Source organism: Acinetobacter sp. YH16053 (assembly GCF_013417035.1).
GTDB classification, from domain to species: domain Bacteria; phylum Pseudomonadota; class Gammaproteobacteria; order Pseudomonadales; family Moraxellaceae; genus Acinetobacter; species Acinetobacter towneri.
In genome coordinates, this window is record NZ_VPEP01000001.1 from 60,708 (window position 1) to 86,956 (window position 26,249).

Consider the following 26,249-nt stretch of genomic DNA (forward strand, 5'->3'; position numbering starts at 1 on the left):
GTCATTCAGACTTTTGCTCCAAGAATTTTAAAATATCTGCCGCAACTGCCTGCTCGGCAAAGCGACGGCTTGAACCTTCACCCTTCATTACAGGCAAACTATCGACTCGGCATTCCACAATGAAATGCTGATTCGGTGCATCGCCCTGAATATCTACAACCTCGTAAACCGGGAGAGGTTTTTTACGTGCTTGTAAATACTCTTGTAAGCGTGATTTAGGGTCTTTGAGTTGATCGGTTGGCTCAATATGATCTAAATAAGGGCTATACCATTTTAGCACAATCGTTTGCAGCAAATTCAAATCACCGCTATCGACATAAATGGCGCCAATAATCGCTTCTACGGTATCCGCCAGTATAGACTCACGATGATGACCACCAGATTTCAATTCACCTGTACTGAGAATTAAATTTTGGCTGAGCTTTAAATCATTGGCAATTTTACCTAAGGCTTCCTGACGCACCAGTGTTGCCCGCATGCGCGTTAAACGCCCTTCATTTTCATGTGGATAAGCCACATATAAATAATTGGCAACAATCATTCCCAACAACGAATCGCCTAGAAATTCCAGACGTTCGTAATTGTGTTTATGACTCACCGAGCGGTGAGTCAAAGCCAATTTAAGCAATTCAGGTTGCTTAAACTGATAACCGATTCGGCTGGCTAGACGGGTCTCATTTAGCTTGGACTGAGCTTTGATCAAAACTTTTCTCGAACTTCATTACAATATCAATATTCAATAAGAAAGGTTTTCTTATTTCATATTCTTTTTTCACTTCTAAACCATCGACGTTAGTCACTTGAGCCACATCTGCAAATTTAATATCGCGAATGTTGTTCATGCTTAAACGCTTGTCCATTTCACCAATAAACTGTTGTGGTGATAGATTTTTTGGCCCATTCAACAATTGTTCTTCAATTTGATTGTCCAACATTCGATCATCGAAATATGGTGCCCAAACTGCAACTGCTACTTTTGCCATAAATGCAAAACCAATAATTGCAATTAAAATTGCAATATAGGATGCCCCTTGTTGATGACGCATTTTTTATTTTCCTAATCTGCTTTATTAATCAATTTTGCCGTTACGACTAAATGACGGCAAATTAAACCCAGGTTCTTTATGCATCCAGACATAGAATGCACGGCCTGTTAGGTTTTCCTCTGGTACAAAGCCCCAAAAACGACTGTCAGCACTTTGATCGCGGTTATCCCCCATCGCGAAGTAATGACCTTCAGGTACTTTGACTTCCCAATATAAACCATTTTCTGCTGAATATTTACCATTGTCTACATAGTTCAGGAATGGTGCCTGACGCGCCACGTTTACACCTTCAAGCTCGCGCATGGTAAATGTATGCGCCCCTAAAGTTTCCTGATGGTAAATTGAAGTAGGTGTATCTAGACTGTCTTTTTCACGGCTAAACTGGATTGGGGTTTTCGTTACTTTCTCGCCATTAATGCTCAGCTGACCATGATCATAAACAATATGATCGCCTGGTAAACCGACAATACGCTTAATATAACTAATGCTTGGTTGTGGTGGATAACGGAACACCGCAACTTCGCCACGCTCAGGCGAACCCACATCTATAATTTTGCTGTTAATAATTGGCAAACGCACGCCATATTCAAACTTGTTCACCAAAATAAAATCGCCCGTTTCTAAGGTTGGCACCATAGAATCTGACGGAATATTAAATGGTTCATACAGGAATGAACGCAGTACCATCACCACTGCCAAAACAGGCCAAAAATCATAAGCCCATGTGATAATGAAGTTTTCATTGCCTCGCCCTTTCGTCGCTCTTTGTTTAAATACAAATTTATCGAGCAGCCACACCGCAATAAAAAATAATGTGGCAGGAACGAGAATCAAATTAAAATCAAAATCCATGGGCTTGTTATCCTTATAATTTTAGCGTTCGACTTTAAGTACGGCCAAGAAAGCTTCTTGCGGGATTTCAACACTTCCCACTTGCTTCATACGTTTCTTACCTTCTTTTTGCTTGGCAAGCAGTTTCTTCTTACGAGAAACGTCACCGCCATAACACTTCGCAAGTACGTTTTTACGCATCGCTTTCACGGTTGAGCGCGCAATAATTTGTGCACCAATGGCAGCCTGAATAGCCACATCAAACATTTGACGCGGAATCAAGTCTTTCATTTTTTCAACCAAGGCAATACCACGGTGACGTGCATCCTGACGGTGACAAATCATCGCTAAGGCATCAACTTTTTCACCGTTAATCAGTACATCTACTTTAACCAAAGATGAACTTTCAAAACGCACAAAGTTATAATCTAACGATGCAAAACCACGTGAACATGACTTCAATTTATCAAAGAAATCCATCACGACTTCTGCCATTGGAATTTCAAAAGTAATAGACACTTGGTTACCCAAGAATTTCATGTCTTTTTGCACACCACGACGCTCAATACATAGGGTCATGACGTTACCCAAGTATTCTTGCGGCACTAAAATATGACATTCCGCAATCGGTTCACGCAAATCTTCTACAGTTGAACCATCAGGCATTTTAGATGGACTGTCGATATAAACCGTTTCGCCATTTTTCATCACAGCTTCATAAATAACCGTTGGAGCTGATGAAATTAGGTCTAAATCGTACTCACGCTCTAAACGCTCTTGTACGATTTCCATGTGCAACATGCCCAAGAAACCACAACGAAAACCAAAGCCCAAAGCATCTGAACTTTCAGGTTCAAAGAACAATGCTGAGTCGTTAATTTGTAGTTTGTGCAAGGCTTCACGGAACGGTTCAAAGTCGCTGGCATCAATTGGGAATAAACCCGCATAAACCTGCGGCTTAACTTTTTTAAAGCCTGGTAAGGTTTCTACTTCTGGTGTCGTTGCAAGTGTGATGGTATCGCCGACTGGCGCACCGAAAATATCTTTAATACCCGCAATAACAAAGCCAACTTCACCTGCTTCTAAAATACCTGTTTCGGTATGTTTTGGATTAAAAATACCAACTGAGGTAATGATGTGCGTTTGACCTGTCGATTTCATCAACATTTTATCGCCTTTACGCACACGACCTTGCTTGATACGTACCAACGACACAACGCCCAAATAGTTATCAAACCATGAGTCAATAATTAAGGCTTGCAATGGCGCATCGCGGTCACCTTGTGGTGCAGGAATGACATTCACCAAGGTTTCTAATACATTGTCGATGCCTAAACCTGTTTTAGCCGAACAGGTGGGTGCATCTTGCGCTTCGATACCAATAATTTCTTCAATTTCATGAATCACGCGCTCAGGTTCTGCCTGCGGTAAATCAATTTTATTCAGTACAGGTAAAACTTCTAAGCCTTGCTCAATTGCGGTATAGCAGTTTGCAACTGATTGCGCTTCTACCCCTTGTGCCGCATCGACTACCAATAGCGCACCTTCACAGGCTGCCAAAGAACGTGATACTTCATAGGAAAAGTCAACGTGTCCTGGGGTGTCAATGAAGTTTAACTGGTATTCCTGACCATTTGGATGGTTGTAGTATAAAGTCACTGAGGTGGCTTTAATGGTAATCCCACGCTCACGCTCAAGCTCCATAGAATCCAACACCTGAGCTTGCATCTCACGATCTTGTAAACCACCACAGGTTTGAATGAAACGATCTGCTAGAGTCGATTTACCATGGTCAATATGGGCAATGATCGAAAAGTTACGGATGTTTTTAATATCAACAGTTTTTTTAGCTTGCGCCATGGGTTACCTTGAAAAATAACACGCTCTGCACCTCAAAATTCATGCAGAGCAAAAGCCGAATAGAAATTGCGAAGGATTATAGCAGATGGATTTTTCAATGTATCCATAATAATGACTTCCTTTTGCAGCCTCACGCGTTTTTCTTTTTATTCGAGAGTTTCAGGCTTTTTATGCAGAGATGTATGTCGTGATTAAAGTGAAAATTGAAAGCCACATCATGCTGTTTGAAACGGGCAAACACCCTCTTTGACAACATCTAGAGCAATAACATGCGGCAACTTTCAATGACGCTACACTTGGTGCTTCAATTCCTCTTAATTAATCATACTCACTAAAATCCAACGGATTCACATCAGCAGCAAGGGGTTGATAGGCTTGCGTAAATGTCGGTGACATGCGTTTTGGACGACCTGTAGCAATTTCCACACAAGCCCATTGTGTATTGCCCATAAACAGCAGACTTTTATCTTGAGGGCGATAAAACGCATATTGGCGGAATGAATACAACGCATTCAAATCACTTAACCATGTACGCAAAATCAGCTCCTCACCTTCGAGTGCCGCTTTACGATATTGCACATGATGTTCCACCGCCACCATCGCATGTTTTAGTTTTAAGTATTCCTGCACACCTAAGCCTAATGTTTTGATATGTGCCGATGCTACATCCTGCATCCACTGCACATACACCACATTATTGACATGCCCTAAAATATCAATATGTTCTGGCTGTACGGTGATTTTTAAATCAAATATGCTGCTCATGTCATCCTTTTAACTAAAACGGCGATGTCGGTCTAGTCTAACAAAAATACCGAGTTACATAAAAAAAGTCGCTCCAGTTCAAGAGCGACTTTCTTAAAATAAGTGACTATCTAAAGTTTAGCAATATGCTAAATTTAGTTAGATTTACGATTTTATGCCACTTCAACTTATTGAATACGCATGCCAATAATCGCACGTTGCCCTTGGCGAATAATCACCACACGCGCAATTGTACCTTGTTTCAAGGTAGATACTGTTTCAACAAATTGGTTGGCATTTTGGATGGTGGTGTTATTCAGTTGCACAATCACATCACCTGGCATAATACGTGCCTGAGCTGCCGAACCACCACGACGCACTTCCTGAATCAGCACACCGCCTTTAATATCTAATTGGCGTTGTTCTGCAACGCTTAAATCACGAATCGACACCCCTAAAACAGGGCCTTTGGCTGCGGTATCAGGGTTGTTTTTGGCAGGCGTGTCGTCAGGTGCTGTGCTCACCGTAGCGGTAATATTACGGCGTTTATCATCGCGTAATACTTCAAGCTGAATACTTTGATTTGGCACTGAACGGTTTAAATAGTTCAACAATTCAGACGTTCTGGAAATAGGTGTGCCGTTGTATTTAAGAATCACATCGCCCGCGCGCAAACCTGCACGTGCCGCAGGTGAGTTTGGTGCAACTTGAGTAATTAATGAACCTTCAGGCTTACTGAGTTTATAAGATTCTGCCAAATTGCGGTCAATATCTTGTAAACTCACCCCTAAATAAGAACGAGTCACTTTACCGTTACGCTTTAACTGATCGGCAACATCCATGGCAACATCAATAGGAATGGAGAATGACAAGCCCATATAACCACCCGTACCACTAAAAATACGGGAGTTCACGCCGACCACTTCACCGCGCTGGTTAAATAGTGGCCCGCCTGAGTTACCTGGGTTAAGCGCCACATCGGTCTGAATAAATGGCACTGAAGTTTCACCCATCATATTACGCATTTTGGCACTCACGATTCCTGCCGATGCAGAATAGTCAAAGCCAAATGGTGAACCAATCGCAAGTACAGGCTCACCTACACGTAATTGATCGACATTGCCTGTACGCAGTTCTGGATAACTGCTGCCCTGCACTTTTAATAACGCGACATCGGTACGTTCATCACTACCCACGACAGTTGCATCAAGTTCACGGCGGTCATTCAGTACAATGGTAACTTTAGAAGCATCTTCAACAACGTGGTGATTGGTTAAAAGGTATCCATCTTTACTGATAAAAAAGGCACTGCCGTAACCTGTTTTTTCTTGTGGAATTTGCTGTTGAGGAATAATCACTTGATTGCCAAAAAAACGGCGTAAAATTTCTGGAACTTGTTGTTGTAAGAGTTCTTCCTGACTCATTTTTTTGACAACATTGACACTCACCACCGCAGGACTAACCTGCTCAACCAAATTAGAAAAGTCTACTGGTGGTGCTGCTTGAGTCTGCACAGTTGCCATAGTAAAAACAGCCGCATATAAACCTTTTTTTAAGTTGCGATTTTTCATAAATAGCATTCACTCAATAATAATTATGACTTTGAACTCACCTTATTTAGCACAAAATAATAGGCTTTTGCGTAATAAAATGTTGAATCTTTTTCAATTACGGTTTGGCAGGCACTGTGGAGGATAGCTGAGATCGCATCTTATATTTGACCCATCAAAAATGATGCGCCAAAGTGCTATAAATGAAAAGCGTGGAATCGAATCACAATAAAAGTGGGATATTCCATAAAAGTTGCCAGTTTATTCTTTTTTTTCATTATTCAAATCCACTTCGCACTTGCCTTTTTCTGTAAAAAGGGGTGTCATTATCCAACTTTTTTCAAATTAGCTGATGGACATGCCTAATTTAAACACAACACATCAATTTGATGTGATTATTGTGGGAAGTGGTGGTGCAGGTTTGAGTTTAGCGCTCTCATTACCCCAGCATTTCAATATTGCCGTTTTGGCGAAATCTACCCTTACTGAAGCCAGCACTTTCTATGCGCAAGGCGGTGTCGCGGCAGTTCTTGATGAAACAGATTCAATTGAACAACACATAGATGACACTATGATTGCAGGTGCTCATTTATGTGAAATGGATGCCGTCAAGCAAACCGTAGAAGGCGGCAAACCTTCGGTAGATTTTCTGCTGAAACAAGGTGTGCAATTTACTTTAGATGAACAAGAACAGTTGCACTTAACCCGTGAAGGCGGTCACTCACAGCGACGTATCATTCACGCTGCCGATGCAACGGGACGCGCAATTTCGACCACTTTGGTACAACGTGCCCAAGAACAGCAAAACATCACCATTTTTGAAAATTATATTGCGATTGACTTAATTACCTCGCAAAAATTAGGTTTAAATGAAAGCAATCGCGCTTTGGGCTTATATGCATTAGATGAAAAAACACAAAAAGTGCATAGCTTCCTTGCGCCATTTACCGCACTTGCCTGCGGTGGTGCAATGAAAGCCTATCTATATACATCTAACCCAGACATTGCTACAGGTGATGGTATGGCGATGGCATACCGTGCAGGTTGTCGTGTGGCAAATATGGAATTTAACCAATTCCATCCGACCTGTTTGTATCATCCTCAAGCACGTTCGTTTTTAATTACTGAAGCCATGCGTGGTGAAGGTGCATATTTGCGTTTACCCGATGGTGAGCGTTTTATGCTGCGTTTTGATGAGCGTGCAGAATTGGCGCCACGCGACATTGTAGCACGTGCGATTGACTATGAAATCAAACGCTTAGGTATTCGTCATGTGTGGTTAGACATCACCCATAAACCTGCAGAATTTGTGAAAGAACACTTCCCAACGCTGTATGCACGTTTACTGGAATTGGGCATTGATATCACTACCGATATGATTCCTGTTGTACCTGCTGCCCACTACACTTGTGGCGGAGTAATGGTGGATGAACATAGCCAAACCGATATTGCTGGTTTATATGCGATTGGTGAAACTTCTTATACAGGTTTACATGGTGCTAACCGTATGGCAAGTAACTCTCTTTTAGAATGTTTTGTCTATGGAATGGCTGCCGCCAAACATATTGAAGCTCATTACACCGCAGATTATAGCTCGCCTGACGTCCCTGCTTGGGATGATTCGCAAGTGACGAATCCTGACGAAGATGTGGTGATTTTACAAAACTGGGATGAGCTACGCGCAACCATGTGGAACTATGTCGGCATTGTACGCACCACCAAGCGTTTAGAGCGTGCCTTGCACCGCATTGAAATGCTGAAACGTGAAATCACCGAGTATTATCAGGACTATCAAGTCAGTAAAAACTTAATTGAACTGCGTAATTTGGTTTTAGTTTCGGAAATGATTGTGCGCTGTGCCATGCAACGTAAGGAATCACGCGGTTTACACTTCACGCTAGATTATCCTGAACTTGCGCCTGAATTGCGTAAAACTGTGCTTATTCCACCAAACTTCCAAGTGGAAACCCCATTGGTGAATGAGTGATCTGATTGCTTGTTACACAACAGCATTTGCATAAAAGTATCTGTGAATAAAGTGCATTTGAATTCTAATGCAAGAAAGCACCGAATCGTGTTCCATAACACGATTCGGTATTTTATCATTTTGAATATGATGACGTTAACTTACTAAACCTCCCCCCAAGAATTCATCAAGTTGATTTTTAGATTACGGCTGCAACTTGAGTACCATCTTGAATAAATGCTTCTAAGCGAACTTGACCAGCCAATAGTTGCTGTAATTGGTGGCTAATTATGTACTGCAATTGCTGCCGTGTTTGTTCGTCTATAGGCGCATTTTGCAATTGTTTTGACAAATGCTGTAATGCTGCTTGAGCCCCCAACTGCTGCATTTTAATTGCATACAGATAGCCCAACACCACTCCTTTCTGCACATAATTTGCAGCTAAATCATGCTGCAGATGATAAATCAAAGCACCCATCACCCGTTCATTGGCTGAGAGTTTACGCAAAGGGTCACGTGCCACACGCTGACACGGGTCTTTATAGGCATGTTCACATGAGTCCAGAAAGCTCTGTGCCAGATGCTTTAAGTTTTGCTGACGATGCGGCAACTGTGCAGCTAATCCCAACGCTACTTGTGCCGAAACAGCGCGGGTAAAATCTGCAACCAATGGGTCTGCCATTGCGACACCAATACTGTTATGCCCTATTAAACTGGATAACCAAGCCATCATGGCATGTACACCATTCCATAAACGATTTTTAATGAGTTGGATTTCGGCAATATCATCTACCAAAATCATTTGACGCATGTGTTGCAATAATGGACTGGCATTTTCCACATAAATAGGCATGTCACTTTCAGCATGAAATAAAATTAAATCCATACTTTGCAAAATGTGACTGGGCTGAAAATTGCGTCTTAAATCTTCTACATATAAGGTGGCTTGACGCTCTTGCTCAGGCTGCAATCGAGTATTGTCTTCAATTTCAATTGGCTCTGCTTCGTCATCCAACTGAAATTGCTTAAAAATATTATACTTGATGCGTAATTGGCGATATAAGTTTTGATCGCTTAATTTAGAGACCATTCTATTTACGACAGTATCGCAAAAATAATGCTGCGCCATAATTTTGGCTGCCGTATCGGGATCCAACAACGCCTCTAACGCCTGATGAATATGCGTCATCAAGAGCTGTTTTGCCCCAACTTTATTTAAAATTACCAAAATAGTTAAAGGCTGATGGAGTTCAAATTGCGCTATAAAACGGGCATATAAGCCCTGCGCAATTACTTTAGCCTCTTGCTGTAAAGCATGTTCAGGCAAACATAATGCAATTAGGCTCGACTCCACATACATTTGCTGCATCTGCTGCAAGTTCTCCGCATCAATGATGTGCATATTTTCAATTCGTTCATCATAAGAACATTGTCCATAACGAATTGAATACGTTCCAAAGGCGTTTACTGCAGAACGATATAAGGTATTCCGTGTAGAAGCATAAATACGTTTAGGACGGGTATAGCCATCCCAGTGCGATAAAATTTGGGCCAAATAGCCCCCACCTATTGCACCAAAACCATGAATCCCCACACTCAACTGATTTAAAGTTTGCGGGAAGGCCTCTTGTAAACTCGGCATTTCCAATACAGGAATAACTTGATTTAAGTCATCTAAATAAGCTTGCATACTTGCGTAATAATGCTGCGTGAGTGACAACATATTAGCATTAGGTTTTTTGATATCCCGAAATAGTATGGTTATGCCACCCGCTGCATGTGCAGATTTGATTCCATTTTCAGAATCTTCCAGCATAAAACATTCGCTGGGTTCTAGATTAATTTTTTGTGCGGCTGTTATAAAAATTTCAGGATGTGGCTTGCCCTGTTGCACCTCATCGCCACAAACTAATACATCAAAAAACTTATAGACATTGGCATTAATCAAATATTCTTCGGCAATGGCACGACGACTAGACGTAGCAACCGCCATTCTCAAGCCAGACTTTCGTAACCGCTCTAATACCTGCAACAAACCTTTTTTAATGGGCACACCAAAATTGCGCACACTTTCTAGTTCTAGTTCATCAGCACGCTGACGGATCTCACGGTAAGGAATGTCTGCACCATATTCTGCTTGCGCCAGTTGTTCAGCGCTCTTTGCACTCAAACCCAAACATTGCATGAGGTATACGTCTGAAAATTCAACGCCAATGAGCTCCTGAGATGCCTGCTTCAATGTTTGAAACCGTAATCGTTCAGTATCAAACATTGTTCCATCCATATCAAAGATTGCTCCATGAACAATATTGTTCTTAAATTTAAGCATTTAGCTCCCTTGTTTTATCACTTACGGGTTGCTAGCTTAGACAAAAGCAGATTTGATCTATATGAAAAACATAAAATGAAATATTTGTGATTATTTTTTAACCAATCAAACCCTGATTTTCATGTAGTATGTGTACATATGTAACCACATGGTAAATATAAGTAACTAAAATTAAGATAAAGCTGACTTTATTCTCAGCCAATCTGTGGAATCGAATACGTCCCTGTGACATGCGCCACGGCATCATCTACACCTTCGGAATATACCCAAACCTCACCGACCACGAGGTTTTTCCCTACTTTCATTAAGCGACATTCACCACGTAAATTACGCCCTGCTGCGGGCTTGCGTAAAAAGTTAATGTTTAAGTTGCTCGTGACCGCTAAAGCCACCAAACCTAATTCGCCTAAAATGGCGATATAAAGTGCATAGTCAGCAACGGTCATCATAGTCGGCCCTGATACCGTACCACCTGGGCGTAAATCACGTTCATCGATGTGATAATTCACCAATGCCCCACGTGGCGTGATGGACACAATTTCACATTTTTCCAAACTTTGCGGAAACTCAACTTTTAAAAATTCAATAATTTCGTCTTTGGTCATATTTACTATTCGCTATTATTTAAATAAAAAAATCTTCTAAAGCATTTCCACTATAGAAGATTTTTCCATTCAATCAAATGAATAACCATGACCCATTGGCTTGTTATACCTTTGTTTGTTATGCCTTAGCTTGCAAATAGTGCATCGCCTGTGCAAATACTTGATCGGGGCTTTGTGTTGCATCTAAGCGCTTCACTCGCTCAGGGTGTCGCTCCCACAAAGTTTGATAGCCACCTCTTACTTTCTCAAAGAAAGTTGCTTTCTCTTGTTCAAAACGATCAAGTTCACCACGTGCCCGTGCACGGGTCATACCCAGTTCAATCGGTGCATCCAGCCAGAAAGTTAAGTCAGGCATACGTGCCACAAAGTTATTATTTAAAGTCTGCAACTTGCTTTCACTCAAACCACGTCCTGCACACTGATAAGCAAAACTCGCATCACTAAAACGGTCACACAGTACAGTTTTTCCTGCAGCCAACGCAGGTAAAATCACCTGATCTAAATGCTGAGCACGCGCTGCATACATCAACAATAACTCAGTGTCTGAACACATTTTTTCTTCATGGTTGACCGCGAGTAACAAAGCACGAATTTGCTCTGCCATAGGGGTTCCACCTGGCTCACGGGTTAAAACCACCTCTTGACCTTGTGCAGTAAAATAATCATGAATACGGCGAATGAGTGTCGTTTTGCCTACCCCTTCGGTGCCTTCAAAACTGATAAACATGCTTATTCCCCTGATTTTTTCGCGCGCAGTACATTTAAATATTCCTGCACGGCACGGTTATGATCTTGCAAATTGGTGCTAAATTTATGTCCACCATTACCTGTCGCGACAAAATAAATGTTGTCAGATTGGTCTGGATGCATCGCCGCTTCAATGGCTTTTTGACTTGGCAAGGCAATTGGTGTTGGCGTTAAGCCACTCATGGTATAGGTATTGTATGGCGTTGGCGTGCGTAAATCCTGACGGGTAATATTGCCCTGATATTTATCGCCCATTCCATAAATAACAGTTGGATCGGTTTGTAAACGCATGCCTAGTTTTAAACGGCGTACAAATACCCCAGACACTTGCTGCAACTCAGCATCGACATTGGTTTCTTTTTCAATAATTGAGGCCATAATCAAGGCTTCATATTTATTTTTATAAGGTAAATCTGCTGCTCGATTATTCCAAGCATCATCTAATGCTTTCATTTGACGCTGATATAAATCGGTTAAAATTTTACGATCAGTTTCACCTTTAGCAAAAAAATACGTATTTGGTGCAAACAACCCTTCTGGATGTGCATAAGGAATATTTAAAGCTTTCAGCAATTCTGCATAAGGTAAATACACTACTTCTTTACTGACCAAATCATCTTTCTTTAATGCCTCAATCAATTGCTTAAAAGTCGTGCCTTCAATAACCAAAATACGGTTCATTTGCGCATTTTCAGCATTGGCGATCATTTCCAAAACCTGACGTACACTCATGCCCTGACGGACTTCATACACGCCTTTTTTCATGCTGTCGTGAATCATCACCCGTTGATAGAGTTTTAAAACAATTGGAAAATTCACATGATCTTGTTCTGCCAAACGGTCAATAAAACGTGAGTAAGTATCACCATTATTAATCGCCAATAATTGTTTTTGACCTTCAACAGGATAATCTCTAAACAGACTTGACCATAAAATCACGCCAAGCACCAGTAATAGCCCCAGTATAAAAATGATGCCACCTTTCAAGGCACGCATAGACTGTACTGTATTAGTTTTCTTTTTAGATTTTGATGGGCGTTTAGGTTTAGACATAAGAATGTATCTGATTCAGTTGAAGTTGCTTAAATAATTGAATACACGGTTGCACATCCAAAAGCTGTGACTGTAAATGGCTGGCAATTTTCATTGGACTAAGCGCATTGCAAAAAAATAAACTTTGAATGTTCGCAATTTCTGCAGCATCTATATCACGTTGTTCACACGCAATATTGTGCTGTTGCATCCGCGACAAAATTTCTGCCCGCATCACGCCGTGCACGCCATTATAACCAAGTTGCGGGGTAATCCATGTATTGTTTATAAGAATGAAACAATTACTACTCACACCTTCAACCACACGCCCCTGCACATCGGTTACCAAAGCCTCAAGCCACCCCGCTTGATCGGCCTCTTGTTTTAATAAAACCTGTTCAAGACGGTTCAAACTTTTCAGCCCAACTAAATTCGGCATGCTTAGTCCAATCGCTTGTGCCAAGATGCCACTTTGAATGATGTCATAATGATATGCCGTATCTAAAGCCGCTTGTACTTGTGGATAGAAAAACACCCAAACATCGGCAGGATGATCAGGCAAGCTGTAGCCACGCTGCCCCACACCACGACTTAAAACAATCTTCAAAGTACCATTTAACTCGCCATGCGCCTGCTTTAAAAGTGTCAGCGTTTCAGTGATTAACTCAAGATTGGCATTTAAATAAAGTTTGCAATTGGCATATTGCAAACGCGCCAAATGACGGTCAAATAATTCAATTTGATTTTGGCGAATACGTGCAGTGCTAAAGCATCCATCGCCATAATGAAACGCGCGATCTAACACATGAATCTGCTCAGTTGGCTTGGCATTTTTATAACACTGCATGGAAGAAGTACTCGTTATTTATCTCTAAATATAGAAAACAATGAAGAAATTTATATTTATCATTTACTGATATTCACCGCATTTTAAATTATTTTTTCAGCAAATAGACTACCGATATGCTTGCCTCATTCAACAACAGATTTAATACCTGAGGTCAAACATGAACTTTACAAAACTGAAAATTGGACTACTGGCGGCAGTACTTTCGGCAACAACCTTGAGCGTTTCTGCAAAAGACTTTCTGAATGTTTCCTACGATCCAACCCGTGAATTATACGATAACTTTAACAAAGATTTTGGTGCGTACTGGAAAAAAGCCACCGGGCAAAACATTAACTTTAAACAATCACATGGCGGTTCGGGCAAACAGGCACGTGCGGTGATTGATGGTCTAGGTGCCGATGTCGTGACTTTGGCACTGGCTGCCGATATTGATGAAATTGCCAAACGCGGTCTATTACCTAAAGACTGGCAAAAGAAATTTCCGCACAACTCGACCCCTTATACATCCACAATTGTATTTTTAGTGTGTAAAGGCAACCCGAAAGGTATTCGAGATTGGGGCGATTTGGTCAAACCTGGTGTGGAAATCATTACTCCAAATCCAAAAACATCTGGCGGTGCACGCTGGAACTATTTGGCAGCGTGGGCATGGGCAAAACATCAACCTGCGGGCAATGATGCTAAAGCGCAAGAGTTTGTTCGCCAAATTTATAAACAAACCAAAGTATTGGATTCAGGCGCACGTGGCTCAACCACCACTTTTGCAGAACGTGGCATTGGTGATGTTTTGTTAGCTTGGGAAAATGAAGCCTATTTAGCCGTGCGTGAACAACCGGGTAAATTTGAGATCATCACGCCTTCTCTATCTATTTTGGCTGAACCGCCTGTGGCGATTGTAGAGAAAAATGTGCAAAAAGATGGCAATCAACACTTAGCCAAAGCCTATTTAAACTATCTCTATTCGCCTGCGGGTCAAAACATTGCTGCGAAGAATTATTACCGACCACGTAATGCTACGGTGTTGGCACAATATAAGTCGCAATTTAAACCATTGAAGTTGGTGACGATTGATCAAGAGTTTGGTGGATGGAGCAAAGTTCAGAAGCAACACTTTGAAAATGATGGCATTTTCGATCAGATTGTCAAAGCCAACCAAACCAAATAATACTCCGAAAGGTAAATCATACCAAAGCTCTAGCTGAAAACACCCAAATTGAAAAATGCGGGTGTTTTCACAAACGCATTTTTACCTGATTCACATATATCTCTTTTATTCATATAAAATTCATTTTTAATTATTTTTTTTGCATAGAAACTCTAGTTATCCTTGTTGCAGATTATTTAAAACATGAATTTTACAGCATTATCTTACTGAGTTTTGAATCCAAGTGATCACAGCCAAAGCTGAAAATGATGGGTTCAATTCATATTCAAGCGTTATTCAGATCATTATTTCAGGCTGAAATATGCGAAGGAGCATCGACATGATTCATACCGTAATTGTTCCAGGTGTAGGTGGCAGTGAATATGCGCACTGGCAATCTTGGTTACAACGACAACTCATGTCTTGCTCGCGTGTACAACAGTCAGACTGGAATAGCCCAATTTTACAGAACTGGGTTGCTGAATTTGTCAAAACAGTTGCCCCGATTCAGAATGATATTCAAATTGTGGCGCACAGCTTTGGTTGTCTGACCACAGTGGCAGCCTTAGCACAGCACACTGAGCTTCAGGCGAAAATTAAAAATTTGGTTTTGGTTGCGCCTGCCAACCCTGCCCGTTTTGGTGAATCTGGTTTTGCAGAACACAGTCAAAGCAATTATTCGGCTTATTTTCAGCAACTTAAATTGGCTGTACCGACACGCTTATTGATCAGTGAAAATGACCCGTGGCTCAGTTTTACAGATGCACAGTCACTTGCACAAGCATGGCAAGTCACACCTATTAATCTAGGACAAGTGGGTCATATTAATGTTGCATCAGGCTTTGGGGCATTTCCTGAAATTTATGATTATTTGATTGCAGAAAATATGCAATCACATATCAACATTTCTGATAAAAGAAAGTATCTATTCAAATTTGTAATTTGATCTTCGCAACTTATGCTTGTGCCGGATTTATTTTTATCTGTTTGTTTTTAAACACTCATTCTCTCTTTTGAGGAGTCAACATGTCGCAGCGATCCAAAGTGCTGCCAGGATTTGGTCTTTCTCTAGGCTTTACCCTAGCGTATTTATCTTTAATTGTTCTTATTCCCTTATCGGCTGTATTTATTAAATCGCTAGGTATCGGTTGGGATGGTTTATGGGAAATTTTAAGTTCAGAACGTATCCAAAAATCTTTGCAATTAAGTTTTAGCGCTGCGCTCATTGCAGCCTTTATTAATGTCGTCTTCGGCTTATTATTGGCATGGTGTTTGGTACGATACAGCTTTCCGGGCAAACGTATTATAGATTCTTTGGTCGATTTACCTTTTGCATTGCCTACTGCAGTTGCGGGTATTGCCCTGACTTCTTTATATGCACCAACAGGCTGGATTGGACAATATTTAGAACCACTGGGCATTAAAGTCGCCTATACCCCTATCGGAATTACCCTTGCCCTGATTTTTATTGGTATTCCATTTGTTGTGCGTACCGTGCAACCCGTACTCAGTGACTTAGAAACCGAATTGGAAGAAGCGGCATCTGCGCTGGGGGCTAACCGCTTTCAAATTGTCACCAAAGTGATTTTCCCTATTTTATTGCCTGCACTGATTACAGGTTTTGCCCTCGCATTTGCGCGTGGCGTAGGTGAATATGGCTCGGTGATTTTCATTGCAGGTAACCAACCATTTAAAACTGAAATTGCACCCTTAATGATTATTTCTCGTTTAGAAGAATATGACTACGCAGGTGCAACCACAATTGCTGTGGTGATGTTGCTGATTTCTTTTGTCATGCTGTTCTTAATTAACTTATTACAAGCATGGGCAAGTCGTCGCACAGGGAGAACTGCACGATGAGTTTAAATACCAACAGCAATGCTTTGGCTGAAAAACTACAATCACGCGATGCAACACGTGAACCGACTTGGGTACGCTATACCCTGATTGCAATTGCCTTCATTTTCTTCTTAAGCTGTCTGATTTTGCCGCTGATTTTGGTTTTTGTAGAAGCCTTTAAACAAGGCATTGGTGTCTATGCACAAGCATTGGTGCATCCTGACACTTTATCGGCAGTGAAATTAACCTTACTCACTGCAGCCATTGCCGTACCTTTAAACGTGGTATTTGGTATTGCCGCAGCGTGGGCAGTGGCGAAATTTAATTTCCGTGGTAAGGCAATTCTCACCACCTTAATTGATATGCCTTTTTCAGTTTCCCCTGTCATTGCAGGTTTAATGTTAGTCCTGATTTTTGGTACACAAGGCTGGATGGGTGGCTGGTTGATGGAAAACGACATCAAAGTTTTATATGCCGTGCCTGCAATTGTGATTGCCACCATCTTCATTACCGTACCTTTTGTGGCGCGTGAATTGATTCCTTTAATGGAAGCACAAGGCACAGAGGAGGAAGAAGCTGCGATTGTATTAGGTGCATCTGGTTGGCAAACCTTTTGGAAAGTCACTTTGCCAAATATTAAATGGGGATTAATTTACGGCGTAATTCTGTGTAATGCCCGCGCGATGGGAGAGTTTGGCGCAGTATCTGTGGTATCGGGGCATATTCGCGGAGAAACCAATACCCTACCGCTACACGTCGAAATTCTCTACAACGAATACACCTTTAGTGCTGCGTTTGCGGTGTCCTCTCTCTTGGCACTTCTCGCGATTGTGACCCTGATTTTAAAAACTTGGGTTGAAATTCGTCAAGAAAAGCAAAACCAACGCAATGAAGATTCAACTGTTTCTTAAGGAATGACCGCATGAGTATTCAAGTTAAAAATATTGAAAAAAATTTTGGTGCATTCCATGCACTGAAAGACATCTCCCTCGATTTTCCAGATGGTCAATTGGTGGCACTGCTTGGACCTTCAGGCTGTGGTAAAACCACCTTGTTGCGTATTATTGCGGGGCTAGAATCGGCAGATCGTGGGCAAGTGATATTAGAGGGTCAGGATGCAACCGATGTGCATGTGCGCGAACGTCAAGTTGGATTCGTTTTCCAACACTATGCCCTATTCCGCCACATGACCGTATTTGACAATATCGCATTTGGTTTACGGGTACGTCCACGTGCAACCCGACCTTCAGAAGCCGAGATTAAAAAGCGTGTTATGCGTTTACTCGACTTGGTACAGTTAAGCTTTTTAGCAGACCGTTATCCTGCACAATTATCGGGTGGACAACGTCAACGTATTGCTTTGGCACGTGCCTTAGCGGTAGAACCACGCGTATTGTTATTGGATGAACCTTTTGGTGCGCTTGATGCCAAAGTGCGTAAAGAATTACGTCGTTGGTTAAGAACTTTGCATGATGAATTACACATCACTTCAATTTTCGTGACCCACGATCAGGAAGAAGCACTCGAAGTTGCCGATCAAATTATTGTCATGAACAAAGGTAATGTCGAACAAATTGGTTCACCGCGTGAAGTGTATGAACAGCCTGCAACTCCGTTTGTATTTGACTTCTTAGGTCAAGCCAACCGTTTTGAAGGACAACATCATCAAGGGGTTGTGCAAATTGGTGAAGATCGCGTACAACTTCTCAATCAACCAAATGCACCACAAGGCAAAGTGATTGCATTTGCGCGTCCAGATGAGTTGCATATTCATGCCCAACCACAGGAAAATACCATTCAAGCGACCTTCTTACGTGAGGTTTGGATTGCTGGTAAAGTAGTTGCAGAATTGCAAGATCGCCAAGGGAATTTAATTGAAATTGCACTCACTGCAGATGAAGCGAAACTGCACCAATTCCGCCCAAATCAAACGGTTTGGTTAAGTGTAACCACTTTACATTTATTTGAAAATCAAGTCGCATAAGGACATCAAGATGGAGCCTAACCCGCTCCATCCTTTTTAGGGTTGCACCACTATGAACTTCCAACAACTTAGAATTATTAGAGAAACCGTTCGGCAAAACTTTAATTTAACCGAAGCGTCTGCGGCACTATACACTTCTCAATCGGGCGTGAGTAAGCACATTAAAGACCTTGAAGATGAACTTGGTGTGCAGCTTTTTGTGCGCAAAGGCAAACGTCTATTAGGTTTAACCGAGCCAGGACAAGCTTTGCTGAGTATTGTCGAACGCATGTTGGTTGATGCAGATAACATTAAACGCCTTGCCGATGACTTTAATAAAGTCGATGAAGGCACGCTCACCATTGCGACTACACATACCCAAGCGCGTTATGTGCTGCCGCCTATTGTGAATTTGTTTAAAAAAGAATTCCCTAAAGTACATTTGATTTTGCAACAAGCCAGCCCTGTTGAAATTGCCGAAATGCTGCTACAAGGTGAAGCCGATATTGGTATTGCAACCGAATCTCTAACCACTGAAGAGAACTTGGCAAGTGTGCCTTATTATGACTGGCGCCACAGCATTATTACCCCGCAAGATCATCCTTTAGCCAGTAAAACTGAGATTAGCCTGACCGATTTGGCAGAATATCCAATCATCACTTATCACGGCGGCTTTACGGGACGTTCTAAAATTGACAAAGCATTTACCGATGCAGGAATTGATGTCAATATCGTTATGTCTGCACTTGATGCCGATGTTATTAAGACCTATGTTGAATTGGGCATGGGCGTAGGCGTGGTAAACAATGTGGCATACGATGCAGAACGCGATTACCGTCTAAAACAAATCCAGACCGATATTTTTGGGGTAAACACCACATGGATTGCGGTTCGCAAAGGACATTTACTACGTGGCTATGGCTATGAGTTTATTTCTTTATGTGCACCAAATGCCGATATTAAAGCGTTAAAGCGCATTGCTTATCCTGACGAATAACCCCATTCACATAAGAGAGCGCATTCGCTCTCTTATGTTTCATTATTTCGCCACGATCTTCGTTTATCTTAAAACAGGAAAATAATGTTTTAAATTGATTCAAATTATGCATAAAATATAATCAACAATAAAAATGATTATTTGATTTTAAACACGATTCTATCACTCAAATGCGGGACGTCACATGAAATATCATCTTTGCACTGCATGCTTGTACGTCCTGCCCATAGTGTATAGTCATGCTGCAGCTCTAGAACAAAGCCATCAATCTGTAAGCGCCTTTTTACAAGAAAATAATTATGCAGAAATAACCTTGCTTTATTTAGAGCCGAATGTTTCTGGGCAAGTACAATATCAACAACAACTCCGTGAACTGGGAGTTACTGATTTTTCGACTGGAGATTTGGTCGAAAGCAAACATTTCATCAATGCGGGCTTAAAATTACAGCTTAGCCCACAACTTTCCTTTGGTTTATTATTCGACCAACCGTTTGGTGGGCGGGTTAATTATCAATATACCCCTGAAATATATGCTGAAAAAATAGAAATTGAGTCCAGTCATATTCAGTTTGACAGTCGCAATATGACTGCACTAATCGGCTATCAACCTACCCCTCGCTGGAATTTTTTTACAGGTATTAGCTGGCAAGACTTTAAAGGCTATTTAGAGGTTTTTGGACAAGATTATGCTGTGTTTAATGGTTATAGCGTAGCATTTGAACGTGATTCTGCCCTAGGTTGGTTAACAGGATTTAGTTATCAAATTCCAGAGTATGCATTTAAAACCGCAGTGACTTATCGCGCTAAAATTAAACATCGTCTAAATACTTACGAACATACGCAACACACGCTTTTAAATCTTGTGCCCGAAAATCAGAGCGTGGTAGAAACTCCAAAATCTGTCAATGCACACTTACAAACAGCGATTTCGACACATAACCTCGTCTATGCAGATTTACGCTGGGTAAACTGGTCTGACTTTAGCATTCAACCGCCACAATTTAATGCGGTCATTGCTGCCTATGCACCGTATGTACCCGAAATTTCAGGTTATCAACTGATTTCCTACCCTAAAGACCAATGGTCGGCAAAAATAGGCTGGGCGCACCGTTGGACACCCACATGGGTCAGTTTTATTGAAAGCTCATGGGACTCTGGGACTGGCAATACTGTGTCTACACTCAACCCTTCAGATGGCTTTTCAAGTTTTGGAACAGGCGTGGTATATCGTGTAAATCAAAAAAATGAGATTACATTTGGCGCACATTATTTAAAGTTTAGAAAAGCCAAAATCAATACCAATACTGACAGTGCTGTGTCTTTTGCCTCGCTGGCAACGTCCAATAATAACAATGCCCTTGTTTATGGTTTACGTCTTGCCCATCGTTTCTAATATACACGTAAACCTACACAAATAAAAAACGAGCCGAAGCTCGTTTTTTTTGGTTTAGCTGAAACTAACGGATATTACCAGTGGTAGCTTACACCTAGTTTAGCTACTGGCATCCATTCGTATTTGTCATCGTTACGGATTTTTTGTTCTTCCGCATGTACTGACTCTGAAATACTTGGAGAACCAGCAACTGCATTAGATAAATTACCATATTCACTTAAATTAACAGTCGGATTGCCTGTATAGAACGCACCAACTTCACCAAATACACCCCAATTATTGTTAATCTTTGGAGCAAAACCTAAACCTAGATATGGCGCAATGTCATTTTCATAAGCGAGTTTACCTTTCACCCCACCTAAACCTGTGTATGCAACATCATTTACATGAATAGTACCTTGAGCATTTTTATTTTGCTTATCTAAACCGTATTCATTGTCAATATAGCCAACACCTGCTGCAACATAAACGCCTTGCGCCCATTTACTTGGACTTGCACCCCATGGACGAATTTCAGCATTTAAATAGGTCAAGTTATTGTCCATATCCATATCATACTTAGTACCATTAATAGATAAGTCATCCGACCAAGAAATATCGCCACCGTTATAGCCAAGAGCTAAGCCAACATAAGGGTTTGCAGTCCAAAGTAAGGCACCACCATAACCTGTTGTACCTACTTCAGCACGTACACCTGTTGGAATTAATTGGTTACGATCAAACGCATAACCATCTTTTACCACAGCTGTATCTGCCATTGCAGAACCTGCAACTGCTGCCAATACCGAAGCGGCTAAAATTGTATGTAAAGTTTTCATTGTGTTTCTCCTCAAACTAAAACTTTTTGAATTTTCATTCGTGTTTGTCATGAGAAAACTATAGAGCATGTTGCGGTCAGCTTTTATGCAAAATTTACCCCGTTTTTGTTATTTTTTGATACAAATTTATTCTTATTGTTTATTGCAAAAGCATTTATTTTCAAAACTTCAACAATTTAGCGCGCAACTTAACTTGTTTATCTTACTAAGGATAAATTCCAATCTGTTCCAATTTTTATCTATTCCTCACTCAATATAGTGTAAAATCTTTGGAAATTTTTTTTCTGGTAAGAACATCGATGTCTCAGCTTTCAACAATCATTGAACAAGCATTTGAAGACCGCGCTAATTTCAGCGCTGCAGATTGTCCCGCTGAAATTCGTCAGGCAGTTGAACAAGCAATTGCAGGTTTAGATAACGGCACATTACGCGTTGCTGAAAAAATTAATGGTGAGTGGATCGTTCACCAATGGTTAAAAAAGGCAGTTTTGTTATCTTTTAAACTCAATGATAACAAGCCAATTGAATCTTGCGATTTGCGTTTCTACGACAAAGTAGACACGAAATTTACAGGTTGGACTGACGAGCAATTCAAACAAGCAGGTGTGCGTGTTGTACCGCCAGCAGTTGCACGTAAAGGTTCATTCCAAGCCAAAAATGTGGTGTTAATGCCATCTTATGTCAATATTGGCGCTTATGTAGATGAAGGCACCATGGTTGATACATGGGCAACTGTAGGTTCATGTGCACAAATTGGTAAAAACGTGCATTTATCGGGTGGTGTAGGTATTGGTGGTGTACTTGAGCCACTTCAAGCAAACCCAACTATTATTGAAGACAACTGCTTCATTGGCGCACGTTCTGAAATTGTTGAAGGCGTGATTGTGGAAGAAGGTTCTGTCATTTCTATGGGCGTTTATATTGGTCAATCGACCAAAATTTATGACCGTGAAACTGGCGAAATCCATTATGGTCGTGTACCTGCAGGTTCGGTGGTAGTTTCTGGCAACCTGCCTTCTAAATGTGGCACTTATAGCTTGTATGCTGCTATCATTGTGAAGAAAGTAGATGCGAAAACCCGTGCAAAAACCAGTTTGAACGATTTATTACGCGAAGACTAAACTTTTTTTAGTTTTCTCCATCTCTACGGCCAGCAATGACCGTAGGGATTTTTGTTTTTTTACATACTGTGATGAATTTTATGAATACCCTCCGATCTTCCGCTATTCCTGTTTCTGATCCGTCTGCGGGTTTACGCATCACGGAGATTTTCTATTCATTGCAGGGCGAAGCCAATACATCGGGCTTGCCAACCGTGTTTATTCGTTTAACGGGTTGTCCATTGCGTTGCCATTACTGTGATACCACTTATTCTTTTGAAGGTGGCGAACGTCAATCTTTAGATGACATCATCCAAACCACGCTAGAATTTAAAACACCGTATGTATGTGTGACGGGCGGTGAACCTCTGGCTCAACCGAATGCACTGCCACTCATGCAACGCTTGGCAGATTTAGGTTGTGAAGTGTCTTTGGAAACCAGTGGAGCTTTAGATATTTCTAAAGTGGATAACCGTGTGTCGAAGGTGCTGGATTTAAAAACCCCTGCATCGGGTGAAATGTCACGCAACTTATTATCAAATTTAGATTTTTTAAACCCACATGATCAAATCAAATTTGTGATTTGCAATCATGACGATTATCTTTGGGCGAAGCAGCAAGTTGAGCAATATCAGTTGCATAAAAAAGTCGATACAGTGTGGTTCTCCCCTGCATTTGCTGTCGAAAAAGGTGCAGTCGCCTTGCCACAACTTGCACGTGATTTGGCACAGTGGATTTTAGCCGACCATCTCCCTGTTCGTTTCCAATTGCAATTACATAAATTGCTTTGGAATGATGAAACAGGTCGTTAATCTCCTCACGAATCCCCATTCGTATTGACGTCAATCTTCACACTTTTGCTCAAGTTCTATCGCTATATTTTAAAATTTGGAGTTCAATTATGCGCCCTCGTGCCATTGTATTGTTATCTGGTGGATTAGACTCAACCACGTGTTTGGCATGGGCACAAGCGCGTTATGAATGTATTGCACTTAGTTTTATGTATGGTCAACGCTCGACTACAGAGCTAGATGCTGCACGTGCCTTGACTAAAAATGCAGGCATTGAGCATCGTGTGATTAATATTGATTTAGGCAACTTGGGCGGTTCTGCCCTGACCGATCACAGCATTGAAGTACCTGATCATGAGCAAGAAGGTATTCCTGTGACTTATGTGCCTGCGCGTAATACCATCTTCCTGTCTTATGCTTTAGCAGCTGCCGAAGTTTTTGATGCAGAAGCAATTGTGATTGGTATTAATGCGGTAGATTATTCGGGCTATCCTGACTGTCGTCCTGAATTTATTGATGCTTTTGCCAATATGGCACGCTTGGCAACCAAAGTTGGCGTAGAAGGCAAACCGTTAAAATTTGAGACACCTTTGTTACATTTATCCAAAGCAAATATTATTCGCTTAGGTATTGAACATGGCGTAGACTATAGTCAAACGGTTTCTTGCTACCAAGCAGATGACCAAGCACGTGCTTGTGGTAAATGTGACAGCTGTCGCTTACGCAAACAAGGTTTTGCCGATGCCGGTGTTGCAGACCCAACGCGTTATATACCGTCATAACAAGGTAAAGTGTATGAAAAATTTAAAATCAAACATTATAGTTTCTGCGATTATGTCTGTTGCTGCATTATTCGCAACAACGACACACGCAAATAATGACAAGTTGCAACAAGCATATAAAAGCACCAATGTAAAAGCAGCTTTAATTAATGTTTGTAAAGAAGAAACTGCAAAAGGCAAAAAACTGACTACAGCTGAAGTAAGCAAATATTGTACTTGTGCAGTAGAAGCAGATGGTAAATTAACCAACGCTCAAAAATGGGAAATTCAAAGCGCAATTAACCAGAAAAAGAGCCCTGCGACTTTAGCTTTTGTACAAAAGCAAAATAAAGATTTGCAAACTTGTTTTGGTCCTCAGCTTACAGGTAAATTAAAAACCTTAACTGAAGAAGCAATGAAAGCGGCTGAGAAAAAATAATTTTTCTTAACAATTTCAACTAGCCACTTTATGTGGCTAGTTTTTTATGTGCATGATTTTGGAGAAAAATATGAGCACGACAATTCAATTACCAAATCAAGCTTTTCCTGCAACCACAGGCGAAGTCAATTTAACCGAACTTGGTACAGATTGGTTAGTGGTGTATTTTTACCCGAAAGATTCTACCCCAGGCTGCACCACACAAGCTGTCGATTTTACTGCGCTAAAGCCACAATTTGATGCGCTTAATACCACCATCATTGGCATTTCGCGCGACTCAGTCAAAGCCCATCAAAACTTTACCGAAAAACAATCTTTAGGCATCAACTTGATTAGCGATAAAGAAGAAGTATTGTGTCAGTTGTTTGATGTGATTAAAGAAAAAAATATGTATGGCAAAAAAGTTATGGGCATTGAACGCTCTACTTTTATTTTCCATCAAGGTCAATTACTGAAAGAATATCGTAAAGTCAAAGCTGCAGGACACGCCGAGCAAGTGCTTGCGGATTTAACCGCTTTACAAGCTTAATTTTCAGCCTCTAAAAAAACACAATGTTCTGGATGATTGAAAGCTTTTTCAATCATCCTTTTTCATTTAAAAACTGGATTACTCCGTCAAATTACTGCTATCCTGCTGCTGGTATTTGTCTTGTAATTGACGATAAATTTCCGTGTTTTGAAATGCGGTTAAGAAATCAATTGTGCCTTGCGGGAAAAAATTAGGCTGTATTTCCCCACGATAATAAGCCTCACGTGCAGGCGTAGCAGACATGGCATCTTGCAAGCTGTCTAATTCTACCATCTCCCATTCAGGGAAAAACTTTAAATAATAAGACGAGTCATCTTTAAAATGCCCAATTAAACCAACACGATCTTGCGGTTGAATCGATTCACCGACTAAAGATTTGACTAGTTTTTGCCATTTTTCATCATTGTAGACATCTACGACATGCACAAACTTAATCCGTTCTTGCATCTCAGGTGAAAAGTTAGACAAAATCATCTGCTCACGTTCTTTGGCTAAAAACGGATTTTTTAAATTGCGCTCATTTTGTGCAGAACCTAATGCCAAAATCACATAATGACTACGTGCGAACGCAATTTGAATGGTTTGCAAATGCGCCAAATGAAATGGCTGAAAGCGGCCAATGAAAACCAAATAATCAAACGTATATTGCATAATAAATACGCCAATCCTAATTTTGATAACAACATGATGCTATCTGATACGCGGAAATGTCATCCACAACCTGCGTGGTATCAACTCATTATTGTTTTTGCAAGATAATAAATCAAAAACAATAATTGGGCAGGTTTCGTGGATGACAAATGGTTTTGCCTACTTTTGCCAAAACAAAAGTAGGTCGAACCGAAGGTTAATCCTAAAATAGAATTAATAGACGTTAAGATTCCGCCTTGCTTATTCATTTTTTAAATGAACAAC

The 26,249-nt window shown here is 41.0% G+C and carries 26 protein-coding genes; 13 read left to right on the plus strand and 13 right to left on the minus strand.

The window, feature by feature from the left end; all coding sequences use genetic code 11:
- Position 1: 1 nt before the first annotated feature.
- The 6 genes from rnc to FTV43_RS00310 all read right to left on the minus strand — a co-directional run bounded on the left by rnc (position 2) and on the right by FTV43_RS00310 (position 6,052).
- Positions 2–703, minus strand: a complete 702-nt coding sequence (gene rnc / locus FTV43_RS00285) for a ribonuclease III (RefSeq protein ID WP_004971722.1) — start codon at positions 701–703, stop codon at positions 2–4.
- Positions 675–1,046, minus strand: coding sequence for a DUF4845 domain-containing protein (locus tag FTV43_RS00290; protein WP_178865619.1), 372 nt, complete (start codon positions 1,044–1,046; stop codon positions 675–677). The genes rnc and FTV43_RS00290 overlap by 29 nt, the downstream gene beginning before the upstream one ends.
- Positions 1,047–1,070: 24 nt before the next feature.
- On the minus strand, positions 1,071–1,898 hold the full coding sequence (lepB, locus tag FTV43_RS00295) for a signal peptidase I (RefSeq protein ID WP_004971724.1): 828 nt from the start codon (positions 1,896–1,898) through the stop codon (positions 1,071–1,073).
- 21 nt (positions 1,899–1,919) lie between these two features.
- The gene (gene lepA / locus FTV43_RS00300) at positions 1,920–3,737 is read right to left on the minus strand and encodes a translation elongation factor 4 (RefSeq protein ID WP_004971725.1); all 1,818 of its coding nucleotides are present in this window, start codon (positions 3,735–3,737) and stop codon (positions 1,920–1,922) included.
- Between the two features lie 318 nt (positions 3,738–4,055).
- Positions 4,056–4,502, minus strand: coding sequence for a thioesterase family protein (locus tag FTV43_RS00305; RefSeq protein WP_179994617.1), 447 nt, complete (start codon positions 4,500–4,502; stop codon positions 4,056–4,058).
- Positions 4,503–4,669: 167 nt separating this feature from the next.
- Positions 4,670–6,052, minus strand: coding sequence for a Do family serine endopeptidase (locus tag FTV43_RS00310; RefSeq protein WP_131261155.1), 1,383 nt, complete (start codon positions 6,050–6,052; stop codon positions 4,670–4,672).
- A 331-nt stretch (positions 6,053–6,383) separates the two neighbouring features.
- Between FTV43_RS00310 and nadB the strand changes: the two genes are divergently transcribed.
- On the plus strand, positions 6,384–8,018 hold the full coding sequence (gene nadB / locus FTV43_RS00315) for an L-aspartate oxidase (RefSeq protein WP_162495521.1): 1,635 nt from the start codon (positions 6,384–6,386) through the stop codon (positions 8,016–8,018).
- A gap of 178 nt (positions 8,019–8,196) precedes the next feature.
- Here nadB and mtlD read toward each other — a convergent pair whose 3' ends face one another.
- From mtlD to pabC, 5 genes are all read right to left on the minus strand, one after another.
- On the minus strand, positions 8,197–10,326 hold the full coding sequence (gene mtlD, locus FTV43_RS00320; protein ID WP_131261156.1) for a bifunctional mannitol-1-phosphate dehydrogenase/phosphatase: 2,130 nt from the start codon (positions 10,324–10,326) through the stop codon (positions 8,197–8,199).
- Between the two features lie 194 nt (positions 10,327–10,520).
- Positions 10,521–10,931 (minus strand): PaaI family thioesterase, encoded by a 411-nt coding sequence (locus tag FTV43_RS00325; RefSeq protein ID WP_096901103.1) that lies wholly within the window; start codon positions 10,929–10,931, stop codon positions 10,521–10,523.
- Positions 10,932–11,049: 118 nt separating this feature from the next.
- Positions 11,050–11,658, minus strand: coding sequence for a dTMP kinase (tmk, locus tag FTV43_RS00330; protein WP_179994618.1), 609 nt, complete (start codon positions 11,656–11,658; stop codon positions 11,050–11,052).
- A gap of 2 nt (positions 11,659–11,660) precedes the next feature.
- A complete protein-coding gene (gene mltG, locus FTV43_RS00335) occupies positions 11,661–12,731 on the minus strand; it encodes an endolytic transglycosylase MltG (RefSeq protein WP_179990082.1) in 1,071 nt (356 codons plus the stop codon).
- Positions 12,724–13,557, minus strand: coding sequence for an aminodeoxychorismate lyase (gene pabC, locus FTV43_RS00340; RefSeq protein ID WP_179994619.1), 834 nt, complete (start codon positions 13,555–13,557; stop codon positions 12,724–12,726). The genes mltG and pabC overlap by 8 nt, the downstream gene beginning before the upstream one ends.
- 160 nt (positions 13,558–13,717) lie before the next feature.
- Here pabC and FTV43_RS00345 point away from each other — a divergent pair, with 160 nt between their 5' ends.
- The 7 genes from FTV43_RS00345 (at position 13,718) to FTV43_RS00375 (ending at position 20,896) form a co-directional block, all read left to right on the plus strand.
- Positions 13,718–14,725 carry a sulfate ABC transporter substrate-binding protein gene (locus tag FTV43_RS00345; RefSeq protein WP_179994620.1) on the plus strand — a complete coding sequence of 336 codons (1,008 nt, stop codon included), beginning with the start codon at positions 13,718–13,720 and terminating at the stop codon, positions 14,723–14,725.
- 319 nt (positions 14,726–15,044) lie between these two features.
- Complete coding sequence (locus tag FTV43_RS00350; protein WP_179994621.1) at positions 15,045–15,650, plus strand: alpha/beta hydrolase; 606 nt, start codon at positions 15,045–15,047, stop codon at positions 15,648–15,650.
- Positions 15,651–15,730: 80 nt separating this feature from the next.
- Positions 15,731–16,564, plus strand: coding sequence for a sulfate ABC transporter permease subunit CysT (gene cysT / locus FTV43_RS00355; protein WP_004971748.1), 834 nt, complete (start codon positions 15,731–15,733; stop codon positions 16,562–16,564).
- Entirely contained in the window at positions 16,561–17,454 is an 894-nt protein-coding gene (gene cysW, locus FTV43_RS00360) for a sulfate ABC transporter permease subunit CysW (RefSeq protein WP_179994622.1), read from the plus strand. Before cysT ends, cysW begins: the two co-directional genes overlap by 4 nt.
- An 11-nt stretch (positions 17,455–17,465) precedes the next feature.
- Positions 17,466–18,527 (plus strand): sulfate/molybdate ABC transporter ATP-binding protein, encoded by a 1,062-nt coding sequence (locus tag FTV43_RS00365; protein WP_179990088.1) that lies wholly within the window; start codon positions 17,466–17,468, stop codon positions 18,525–18,527.
- 52 nt (positions 18,528–18,579) lie between these two features.
- Positions 18,580–19,503 (plus strand): CysB family HTH-type transcriptional regulator, encoded by a 924-nt coding sequence (locus FTV43_RS00370; RefSeq protein ID WP_131261163.1) that lies wholly within the window; start codon positions 18,580–18,582, stop codon positions 19,501–19,503.
- Positions 19,504–19,687: 184 nt separating this feature from the next.
- Positions 19,688–20,896, plus strand: coding sequence for an OmpP1/FadL family transporter (locus tag FTV43_RS00375; protein WP_179994623.1), 1,209 nt, complete (start codon positions 19,688–19,690; stop codon positions 20,894–20,896).
- Positions 20,897–20,970: 74 nt separating this feature from the next.
- Here the strand turns inward: FTV43_RS00375 and carO are convergent, their stop codons facing one another.
- Positions 20,971–21,714, minus strand: a complete 744-nt coding sequence (carO, locus tag FTV43_RS00380; protein WP_179994624.1) for an ornithine uptake porin CarO — start codon at positions 21,712–21,714, stop codon at positions 20,971–20,973.
- A gap of 299 nt (positions 21,715–22,013) precedes the next feature.
- Here carO and dapD point away from each other — a divergent pair, with 299 nt between their 5' ends.
- The 5 genes from dapD (at position 22,014) to FTV43_RS00405 (ending at position 25,334) form a co-directional block, all read left to right on the plus strand.
- Positions 22,014–22,835, plus strand: a complete 822-nt coding sequence (gene dapD / locus FTV43_RS00385; protein ID WP_004971762.1) for a 2,3,4,5-tetrahydropyridine-2,6-dicarboxylate N-succinyltransferase — start codon at positions 22,014–22,016, stop codon at positions 22,833–22,835.
- Between the two features lie 80 nt (positions 22,836–22,915).
- Positions 22,916–23,626, plus strand: a complete 711-nt coding sequence (queE, locus tag FTV43_RS00390) for a 7-carboxy-7-deazaguanine synthase QueE (protein ID WP_136144777.1) — start codon at positions 22,916–22,918, stop codon at positions 23,624–23,626.
- 89 nt (positions 23,627–23,715) lie between these two features.
- A complete protein-coding gene (gene queC / locus FTV43_RS00395; protein WP_179994625.1) occupies positions 23,716–24,387 on the plus strand; it encodes a 7-cyano-7-deazaguanine synthase QueC in 672 nt (223 codons plus the stop codon).
- A gap of 13 nt (positions 24,388–24,400) precedes the next feature.
- The gene (locus tag FTV43_RS00400) at positions 24,401–24,805 is read left to right on the plus strand and encodes a hypothetical protein (protein ID WP_004971768.1); all 405 of its coding nucleotides are present in this window, start codon (positions 24,401–24,403) and stop codon (positions 24,803–24,805) included.
- A gap of 70 nt (positions 24,806–24,875) precedes the next feature.
- Complete coding sequence (locus FTV43_RS00405) at positions 24,876–25,334, plus strand: peroxiredoxin (protein WP_096901114.1); 459 nt, start codon at positions 24,876–24,878, stop codon at positions 25,332–25,334.
- Positions 25,335–25,412: 78 nt separating this feature from the next.
- Here the strand turns inward: FTV43_RS00405 and FTV43_RS00410 are convergent, their stop codons facing one another.
- On the minus strand, positions 25,413–25,985 hold the full coding sequence (locus tag FTV43_RS00410) for a nicotinate-nicotinamide nucleotide adenylyltransferase (RefSeq protein ID WP_179994626.1): 573 nt from the start codon (positions 25,983–25,985) through the stop codon (positions 25,413–25,415).
- Between the last annotated feature and the right edge of the window lie 264 nt (positions 25,986–26,249).